Annotated in this window: 11 protein-coding genes; 4 read left to right on the top strand and 7 right to left on the bottom strand. The window is 54.3% G+C overall.

Annotated elements, in window-relative coordinates:
- Positions 1–267 precede the first annotated feature (267 nt).
- Positions 268–789, bottom strand: a complete 522-nt coding sequence (locus ENI00_RS16360; protein WP_304104664.1) for a hypothetical protein — start codon at positions 787–789, stop codon at positions 268–270.
- Positions 790–1,156: 367 nt separating this feature from the next.
- On the opposite strand from ENI00_RS16360, the gene tenA reads away from it, so the two are divergent.
- Entirely contained in the window at positions 1,157–1,825 is a 669-nt protein-coding gene (tenA, locus tag ENI00_RS16355; protein ID WP_304104662.1) for a thiaminase II, read from the top strand.
- A 78-nt stretch (positions 1,826–1,903) separates the two neighbouring features.
- Here tenA and ENI00_RS16350 read toward each other — a convergent pair whose 3' ends face one another.
- The 4 genes from ENI00_RS16350 to ENI00_RS16335 are packed head-to-tail and all read right to left on the bottom strand — an operon-like array spanning position 1,904 to position 3,736.
- Entirely contained in the window at positions 1,904–2,896 is a 993-nt protein-coding gene (locus tag ENI00_RS16350) for a sensor histidine kinase (RefSeq protein WP_304104660.1), read from the bottom strand.
- Between the two features lie 7 nt (positions 2,897–2,903).
- Positions 2,904–3,131 carry a hypothetical protein gene (locus ENI00_RS16345; protein WP_304104659.1) on the bottom strand — a complete coding sequence of 76 codons (228 nt, stop codon included), beginning with the start codon at positions 3,129–3,131 and terminating at the stop codon, positions 2,904–2,906.
- Between the two features lie 18 nt (positions 3,132–3,149).
- Positions 3,150–3,431 (bottom strand): winged helix-turn-helix domain-containing protein, encoded by a 282-nt coding sequence (locus ENI00_RS16340; RefSeq protein ID WP_304104657.1) that lies wholly within the window; start codon positions 3,429–3,431, stop codon positions 3,150–3,152.
- Between the two features lie 23 nt (positions 3,432–3,454).
- Entirely contained in the window at positions 3,455–3,736 is a 282-nt protein-coding gene (locus ENI00_RS16335) for a response regulator (protein WP_304104655.1), read from the bottom strand.
- A 431-nt stretch (positions 3,737–4,167) separates the two neighbouring features.
- On the opposite strand from ENI00_RS16335, the gene ENI00_RS16330 reads away from it, so the two are divergent.
- A complete protein-coding gene (locus ENI00_RS16330) occupies positions 4,168–4,860 on the top strand; it encodes a VIT1/CCC1 transporter family protein (RefSeq protein ID WP_304104653.1) in 693 nt (230 codons plus the stop codon).
- 150 nt (positions 4,861–5,010) lie between these two features.
- Entirely contained in the window at positions 5,011–5,550 is a 540-nt protein-coding gene (locus ENI00_RS16325) for a cytochrome b (RefSeq protein ID WP_304104651.1), read from the top strand.
- 583 nt (positions 5,551–6,133) lie between these two features.
- On the opposite strand, the gene ENI00_RS16320 is transcribed toward ENI00_RS16325, so the two are convergent.
- Both ENI00_RS16320 and ENI00_RS16315 read right to left on the bottom strand, forming a co-directional pair.
- Positions 6,134–6,535 carry an isochorismatase family protein gene (locus ENI00_RS16320; protein WP_304104649.1) on the bottom strand — a complete coding sequence of 134 codons (402 nt, stop codon included), beginning with the start codon at positions 6,533–6,535 and terminating at the stop codon, positions 6,134–6,136.
- Positions 6,529–7,161 (bottom strand): TetR/AcrR family transcriptional regulator, encoded by a 633-nt coding sequence (locus ENI00_RS16315; protein WP_304104647.1) that lies wholly within the window; start codon positions 7,159–7,161, stop codon positions 6,529–6,531. Before ENI00_RS16315 ends, ENI00_RS16320 begins: the two co-directional genes overlap by 7 nt.
- 134 nt (positions 7,162–7,295) lie before the next feature.
- Between ENI00_RS16315 and ENI00_RS16310 the strand changes: the two genes are divergently transcribed.
- Complete coding sequence (locus tag ENI00_RS16310; RefSeq protein ID WP_304104645.1) at positions 7,296–8,852, top strand: 4-hydroxyphenylacetate 3-hydroxylase family protein; 1,557 nt, start codon at positions 7,296–7,298, stop codon at positions 8,850–8,852.
- Positions 8,853–9,328 lie beyond the last annotated feature (476 nt).

Raw genomic sequence — 9,328 nt, 5'->3', positions numbered from 1 at the left:
TGACTCGACACCCGCCGGTCGAGAACGTCCACTTTGGATTGTCGGCTCAAACGACTACTACTACTGAGAGTATAGCGGACCACCGGAAACTTCGATCTTTGCGCTACGGCCTAACGTGAAACACAGTGGCAAAGCATCTGGCGAAAATCTCGCGCCCATGTGCTTCTGAGTCGAAGGGCGTCGCAGTAGACGGCAGCACCAGAATCATCCAGCTTTGTAACTGTAAATTCACTGCTTGATCTCTACTCTTGGCTTGAAACTAATATTTCAACACCTGACCCCTAAACTACTGGTGATTTCTGACCAGCGATTCGGCGGATAGAGATGGTGAAGCATGGCGAATCCGACGGCCTTGTCCTGCGGGTAAAGCTGAATACGCCCTTTCATCAGCAGCCGCATGTTGGTTTCATCGCTGGCGAGGGGCATATCGATGCGATGAAACAGGACCAGTTTGCCGGTAATGACCGCGTCGCTACAGAGATAGATTTCGGACCGATCCGGCGAGCAGTAGGCAGGCATGAGGATGTCAGCATTCCCCTCAAGGACCATCTGTTTACTGCGTTTCCAAGGCTGGAATATGTATTTGATCTGGTAACCGGCGTCGTTAAACACATGATCAATCACTTGGGCCATGGGACCATGGTGCGGCCCCGCCTGGGTCACATAGGGGGGCCACTCGCCCGTCGCCACGGTGACAATGTGCGATTCCACCGGTATTGGTTGTGCCACCACGCCGAACGACGCGGCGAGAACCCCTGCCCCCCCAGAATCAGCGCCAGATAGCGCCACACGATTGTGCTCCAGACCTGCCTCACTAAAAACTCCCGTTAACCCATGTGTACGCAAACCCCTGTCAGTTTAGCAGACGTGCCGGACAAGCCTGCATCAGGCTGAAGGTGCTTATAGAGTGATTCCGGGAGCGGTGCACCGGCTGGATGCAATCAAAACGGACACCCTGTCAGAGAAAAACCGGCAACGCCCGCTTCGTGCCGAGCCACCCCGGAAACCTTCAAAAATAAATCTGTCCCAGTTTTCGCGGTGGTTATTTCACCATGCCTCCAGAAATGGTTATATAAGCATAAGTAGAAATTAACCCGGACGTTTCAACAAAATCCTGCCAGTGACCCCGACCAGGTACCAGAACTAAGGAGACGAAATGCCCTACCAGTTCGAAGAACTCAAAAAGAGCTGTCAGGCAGAGTGGCGCGCCTACATCGAGCACAGCTTCGTGCAGCAACTGGGCGATGCGTCGCTGGCACCGGAAGCGTTCCAGCATTACCTCAAGCAGGACTACCTGTTCTTGATCCAGTTTGCCCGTGCCTTCGCCTTGGCCGCCTACAAAAGCCCGACCCTGTCGGATCTCCGGCAGGCAAAGGAAGGGTTGCAAGCCATCGTGGATGTAGAACTGGACCTCCACATCAGCTACTGCAAGGAATGGGGCATTTCGGAAGAAGAACTCGCCCACATACCGGAAGCACGCGCCACCCTTGCCTACACACGCTATGTGCTCGACACCGGCAACCGCGGTGATCTGCTGGACCTGCACGTTGCGCTCTCACCCTGCATAGTGGGTTACGGTGAAATAGCCAACTGGCTAAACCGCCGGTCAGAAACCATTCGGGGCGAAAAGAACCCCTACGATGCCTGGATTGCCATGTACGAAAGTGACGAATTCCAGCAAGCCATGCAGGCGGAAATCTACTGGCTGGATGAGCAACTGGCCGATGTCTCCCCTTCCCGGTTCGGGCAACTCACCCGAATCTTCAGCGACGCAACCCGGCTTGAAATTGATTTCTGGGAGATGGGGCTGAAACAGTGCGATTGATCAGTTGATCAGGACGAGCTTGGTCACACGATTGACGACTTCGAACTTAGCGACAATCTGATGATTGAATGCGGGATATTATTCTTGCAGATCACCGCTGGCAAACATGCTTTCCTGAAAGTGGACCGTAAACAAAGCCCCTGAATCATAGGTGTTTTTTACCGATACAGTGCCACGGTGTGCTTCTGCCAAACGTCTTACAATACCAAGTCCGGCTCCGTCGTTCCTGCGGCGATCCTTTCGCCAGAATGGCTCAAAGATTTTCGAAGCGTCAGCCTCAGATATCCCGGGGCCATAATCCCGCACGCCTATTTGTGGACCCGGGCCCGCAAATACTTCGATAGGAGTCTCACCTGGCGCATGGAGGAATGCGTTGTCTATAAGATTGCGATAAATTCGATAAATCGCCTCGGCATGACCACTGATAATGGCCGAACCATGATCTTCAAAACGAAGTTCGCGATTGGCGGAATATGCCTTCGGCGTCATATCTGAAACGACGTTACGACCAATATCGGCTAAATCCACGATGGCGCCGGTATCAAAATCCATGGCATCGGCCCGGGTCAGATCAAGCATCTGACCGACCAAACGGTTTATCTGCGAAACATCCAACTGCAGCTCGCTGCGCAGATCGCTTTTCGGCAGCCGTTCGAGCGCGAGTTGGAGAATGGAGAGCGGAGTCCGTAATTCATGTGCTGCATTTGAGGTGAAAGACCTCAGCGTGACCATTGTCTTTTCCAGACGCTGAAGCGCTCGGTTGACTGTGTTAACGAGCGCGTTGACCTCTCGGGGCGCAAGTGGCTCGGTCAATCGCATTGTCATTTTTTCCGGGTCGAGACTTTCAATTTCCCGTTCAGCCTGATGAAGCGGTTGAAGAACCCGGCGTGCCGCCAAGACGTTAAACGTGAGCATGAGCCCCAGTAGCGGAATCAGGGGCAAGGCCACATGCGTCAGGAGTTCATTCAAAATCACCGGGACGTATGGGCGGATGCTGTCAGTCTCTAACTCCATCCAAAGCCATTGCGGCAGATCGCCGCGCTCTATCCGCCGTACGCCGCTGATCCGCATGCTCTGTTCAAGGCGCCCCCGGTGGCCCCGTCAGTTCGTCAGGCGTAAGAACCGGTGAGTGCTCAAGCTTGCTCGCTTCCAATGTCAGAAGCTGCTCTCCCAGCGCTTCGGGCTGGGAAACATAGGTCCAGACAACAAGTCCTATATCCAGGACCGCGAAAACCAGCGTAAAGGCAACAAGGCGATACGTAAGTTGCCGGAGCAGGGTTGGCCCCGCCGCGTCATGCTTCATCACTGGGAGCCCCTTCATTGCCTACCTCGGCTCGAATAACACGTATCCGATCCCATGAACTGTGCGAATCTGGACGTTGGCGGCGGCCATTTTCAAACGCTTGCGCAACCTGGAAACCGAGGCATCAAGAGCGTTGGGCGTTACCGCATTTTCCATGGAATAAAGTGAATTCTCAAGCATGGGCCTCGGTACAACGTGTCCCACTCGACGCAGCAAATGCTCCAGCAGATTAATCTCGCGCGCCGTTGCATCAACCAGGTTGCCTGAAACCAGGAGCGCCCTTGCGGCAGTGTCGAATAGCACGTTGCCGGCAGAAAGAATGGTGCCTAGCGACGCGCCCGGACGACGCGATCATCAAGTTCCCCGCGTGCGGTGATGATGAGGATCGGTGTCATGTCTTCCTGACGGCGCATCACGCGGATGAAGCTCAATCCGTTCCCGTCCGGGAGCCCAAGATCCAGAAGCAGCAGGTCATACTCGACCAATTGCCGCAGTCGCTTGACCTTGTCCAGCGTGTCGCACCAATCAACAGCAAACCCCTGATCCTGAAGACCGTCCCGGATGAGGGCAGCCAGCCGTGTATTATCTTCAATCAATAGAAGGCGCATAAGCAATAGTCTAAACCTTCGTTCTGACAGAAAGCTGACCGGCACGAAATTTTTCTTTCGCCAGGCGGCATATTTTTACTGCCTTGTCAGGTTGATGTCAGAAGCTTCCTATAATCTCTTATTATAGCAATGAAGCAAGAAACCCAGGTGCTGGTCATGAAATCGATTTTCAGACTCAATGTCGCCGCTATTGCTTAGGGAGCCTCTGAATAAGTCTGTTGGCAATTCTGGCTCTCCGAATCAAGGCGAGGCTTCGCACGCCAACGTGGGCTATATACCGGAATTGCGTGGCCGTCGGATCCGGAACAGGAAGACTGGCCGTCGCTACTCCGACAGCGCTCAATAGTGCCTTATGTGTTCGTTGCGGTGCAGGTGTTGGCAAATTGTGAGCAGAGCAAGGTTTTTGTATTTCCAGCCTGAAGAGGAAAAATATGGTTCGTCACCGGGAAACCCACTTCACACATCGCCTCGGTTGGCTCCGTGCCGCTGTGTTGGGCGCTAACGATGGGATCATTTCTACTGCCAGTCTGGTCGCTGGCGTGTCAGCCTCCGGCGTACCTAAAAGCGCTGTATTGATTGCCGGAATCGCCGGGCTGGTCGCTGGTTCTATGTCGATGGCGGCAGGGGAGTATGTTTCCGTCAGTTCTCAATCTGACTCCGAAAACGCAGATCTTGAGCGCGAACGAAGTGAGCTGGAAAGGCAACCAGAATACGAGTTGCAGGAACTGGCTGATCGTTTCATCGTGCGCGGTGTAGCACCTGATACCGCCGTGCTCGTTGCAAAACAGATGACAAAGCACGATGCGCTGGCCGCCCATGCCCAGGAAGAACTGGGCATGGCCAATTTCACCAAGGCGCGGCCGTTTCAAGCTGCGTCGGCATCAGCGTTTTCTTTTATCGTTGGTGCGACGGCGCCTCTGCTCGCGGTTCTTCTATCTCCCAAAAGCGCGACTTTATGGATCGTAGGTGTATCCACGATTGTACTTTTGGGCATCCTCGGCGCGATGGGTGCATCGCTCGGCGGCGCAGGTATAACAAAAGGCACGGCCCGAACGGTGATCTGGGGAATGACTGCGCTTGCCGTAACAGCGCTGGTTGGTCGCGTGTTCGGAACCGTTGTGTAATTGATTTTGCGGAATGTCCGTTTACTTATTAAGTATAGAGCCTATCGGCGTGACATTGCCGCTGGATAGAGCAGCGCACCAAAGGCCATTCTTCAGTAGACCAAAAGGCTCTACAGTCCCTTATTTTCATATTCTCAAAGGAGCCACATCATGGCGGATACGATTTCAATAAAGACTCACGGCCCTGACCGCTGGACCCGGCTTAACATCACTCTTCACTGGCTGATCGTTGTGTTGATTGCGGTGCAATATTTTATCGGCGGATGGATGATCGACTTCTTCGATGGTGGTCTTGAAGGCAAAGCTTTGGATGGCAGCACAGTGGTATTGGGCTACCTGCATATCGTAATTGGCCTGTCGGTTCTGGTCGCCGTGTTGTTGCGGCTGTGGGATCGCTTCACCCATGGACGACCGGAGCACTCCGGGGGTGAACCGAACTGGGCTGTCACGCTGGCCAAGGTGTCCCACATCGCGCTCTATTTTTTGCTCCTGACAATGCCTATTGCCGGACTGACCGCGTGGTTGCTGGGCAACGAATGGCTGGGTGACCAACATATCCTCGCTTCCGACATTCTTTTGGGGATCATAGCCCTGCACGTAGCAGGGGCATTGGCAAACCACTTCTGGTTCAAAACCGATGCGTTGCGAAACATGATGCCCGGGCGAGGAAGGACCTCCGGGACACGCTGACAGGCTCAACGGTTTTTGTTCAAAGAAAGGGATAACAGGATCAAGTCTTGTGTTTTGCCTCCCGAACAATCCGGCTGACGCGGGAATAGTGAAGCCCAAAGAAAGTACCGATTTCACTCAGACTATAACCGCCACTTACATAGGCTAGTTCGCCGAGTGCCTTTATATCCTGCTGATCGCCCGCCGTTGCGCGGTAGCTGCTCCGGTTTTCTGCGCTTTGGCGGGTCAGGTTGACATATCCTGGGGTTAGCTAAAGGATAGGGTCAATATTAGGGGTCAGGTAGTGAATTTACAGTTACGCCTCACGGCTTTCGTGTTTCCCAGCACCAGAATCATCCAACTGTGTAACTGTAAATTCACTGCTTGATCTCTACTCTTGGCTTGAAACTAATATTTCAACACCTGACCCCTAAACTTCAGCATTCTACGCGTTATCCAACACAGCTTAAGTCACTACTTGATGAGCTTGAGAACCTCCCGGAATTTCGGGTGATCGCTGTATCCCAGCCACTCAAAAGCGACCATCTCGACAGTCACTATTTGCGCACCATTCTGGCGCAGACGATCCAATGCGGCATCACGATCAGACTCTTTTCGCGAGCCCACTCCGTCGGCGACCACCCCACACCTGAAAACCGGCATCGATTAACCCCAGCGCGGTTTGCAACATACAGACATGGGCTTCACAGCCAGCTACCAACACGGTTTTGCGTTGCGAAGATAACGCTGGCACCAGGCCATCAGCACAGGCGTCGAAGCGGCTTTTCACGATGGTTTGACTGCACACCTCGCGTACCTCTGTCGCGTTAGGACCGAGGCTATCCGGGCTTTGTTCAGTGCCAAGAACCGGCACACCCAGTGCTTTGGCAATGCCCGCCAACCGCAAACATTGCGATAACACAACCTCGCCGTGGTCGATAGCCGGCATCAGTTTTTGTTGCAGATCCACTAACACAACAGAGGAGTCATCAGCAGACATCAGCATTTGTGTTCTCCATAGCGGTGGAATAATTGCTCCGCGTAATCTTTGAAGAGATCAACGGCATTTTGTTTAAACACTTTCATGCGGCCAGTGTGCTGCAGCAACAGCAGTCCGGCGCAATGGCCAAACAGAGCGGTGATTTCCCGGCCCGCCTGCTGCGGTGAGGCGCCTATCTCCAGGAGCACCACCTCGGTAGGCGCCCACGCATCATGGAGCCTGCGGTTCAGGCGGCGGTTGAGTTCCGGGGTCAGACCGTGGGGCTTCATCCCATTGAACAGGTAAAAGCCAAGGTCCAGGTCGCGGGGATTATCTGCATAGAACGAAAAAAATCCGAGGGCGCTGGCAATCAGCTTCTCCCGCAGTGACGTGGCCTGCAAGCCAGCAGCAGCAACGGCCTGATTCAGTCGCTCCAGAGATTCTGCCAACAGGGCACCGTAAATTTCCTCTTTGCTACGGTAATAGAAATAGATGGCTCCCGGCGTGTAGCCCGCGCGGCTGGCGATTTTGCGCATACTGGCACCTTCCAGCCCATGTTCCTGAAAGACTTCCTTGGCGGCATCAAAAATAATAGTGCGCCGATGGTCGCTAACGGCCTGTTGCCGCTCTGTCCGTGCGATTTCAGTACTCATGAAAAACTGCCATAGCTTGCTATCCCCATCTGATGCGCTTTTATATTTTGTTCATTATGGCCTAATTTTAATTCTTGACCAATTATTTGAACACTGTTTGAATGATTAAAATTTAAACAATAAGGATGCCCGCCATGATGATGTCTGCCGACGAATACCGGGAGTCACTTCGCCAGTACAATCCCACTGTCTATCTTGATGGCCGCAAGGTCGAATCTGTTGCTGACGAACCCGGCTTCGAGCCCGGGGTCAATGCGGTTGGCCTGACCTATGACTACGCCCTGCGGGACGAATTTGCCAGCGTTATGAGGGCGACCCAGCAATCAAGCGGCAAGACGGTGAACCGGCTGCTGCACATCAACACCAGCTCCGGCGATCTACTCAATAAGCTGGAAGCCGTCAGGCTCGTATGCCAGGAAACCGGGTGCGCCCAACGCTACCTGACCCATGACGCAGTCAATGCCATCCACCAGGTGTCGGCCCGCCTGGACGATGCCCGGGGCACCCGCGAGCACTCCGAACGCTTCACCGCCTACCTTCACGATATCCAGGACCGGGATCTGACCCTCGGTGTGGCGATGACCGACGCCAAGGGCGATCGCAGCAAGCGCCCCCACGAGCAAGGCAACCGGGACACCTACGTTCACATTGTCGAGCGCAACGGTAAGGGCATTGTCATTTCCGGCACCAAGGCCATCGTCACGGGTGCGCCTTACATGCACGAATTTCTGGTGATGCCGTGCCGCAACATGTCCGAGGCGGACGCCGACTTTGCGGTTTGCTGCGCGGTGCCCGTTGACGCTGCTGGGCTGACCATCGTTGCCCGCCCGGCAGGACGGCCCGGCGAGAAAGCGGCCCTGTTCTCCAATCGATACGGCCAGTCCACCGGGGTGGTGATGTTCGACAAGGTGTTTGTACCCTGGGACAAGGTATTTTACGCCGGAGAGTGGGAGCACTCGGGCTATATGACCTACAACTATGCGACCCACCACCGCCACAGCTGCATTGGCGCCCGAGCTGGCTTTGGTGACCTGCTGATTGGCGCTGGCAGCCTGATGTGCGAGGCAAACGGGTTTGATCCCGGCAAGGAAAGCCACCTGCGGGAACAGATGGTGGACTTGATCAAGATTACCGAAGGTTTTTATGCCTGCGGTGTCGCCGCGTCGGTTTACGCCACCGAGGATGAGCATTCGAAAACTTTCGTGCCCGATCCGGTGTACGCCAACATCGGCAAGTTGCTGTTGTCTACCCAGATCTACGACATGCACCGGATCGCTCACTATGTCTCCGGCGGGCTGATCGTCGCCCTGCCCGGCCCGGATGAAGACCACAACCCGGAAACCGCGGCGAACATGGCCGATGTACTCAGGGCCAACCCGGATATCCCCTACGACAAGCGCATCCAGACCGCGCGCTTTATTGAGGATCTGACCGCTTCCTACCAGGGCGGCTGGTATTCGGTTATCAGCCTGCACGGCGGCGGCTCACCAGCGGCGATGAAACAGGAGATCTACCGCAACTACCCCATTGGCAGCAAAGTAGAACTGGTGGAGCGATTGCTGGACCGGGGCCTGGCTGATGATCCAAACCGGCCCATCAGCCAGAACAAACAACCCGGTAAATGCTGTGCCAAGGGATGTACCGCACCGGGCACCCCTATAATGGTTCCACGGAGTCCTCAGAAGCTGTAGTTTACCGGCCCGTCGACCGAGCATCCGGTTGATGGGCCAGGCAGCGATCCCGGGCCAGCAATGACCTTTGCCTCACCTCCTGGCAAGGGTCAGGTAGTGAATTTACAGTTACGCCTTACCGCTTTCGTGTTTCCCAGCAGCAGAATCATCCAGCTTTGTAACTGTAAATTCACTACTTGGCCTTCACTCTTGGCTTGAAACTAATATTTCAACACCTGCCCCCTAAACTTGAAGACTAACCAGAAAAATCAGCCCACAACTTAATTTGAACCCCATGGGTCAACTAACTCCGTGTTTAAATTGATCTCAAAAAAATCACGACGATGCAACGTAACGAACCTGTAGAAAAACTCTTCACAGAGCCTGATCCACAGCCGCTTTGTTGTTTTTCATCACCGGCGATTAACTGGCGCAAGTTTGCTCATTCGCCGGTAACACCCGAGTATTAGTAATAATCAGCTCTTAATACCGCCCAT

Source organism: Marinobacter antarcticus (genome assembly GCF_011049865.1).
Lineage (GTDB): Bacteria > Pseudomonadota > Gammaproteobacteria > Pseudomonadales > Oleiphilaceae > Marinobacter > Marinobacter antarcticus_A.
This window is presented reverse-complemented; position numbering and strand designations above follow the sequence as displayed.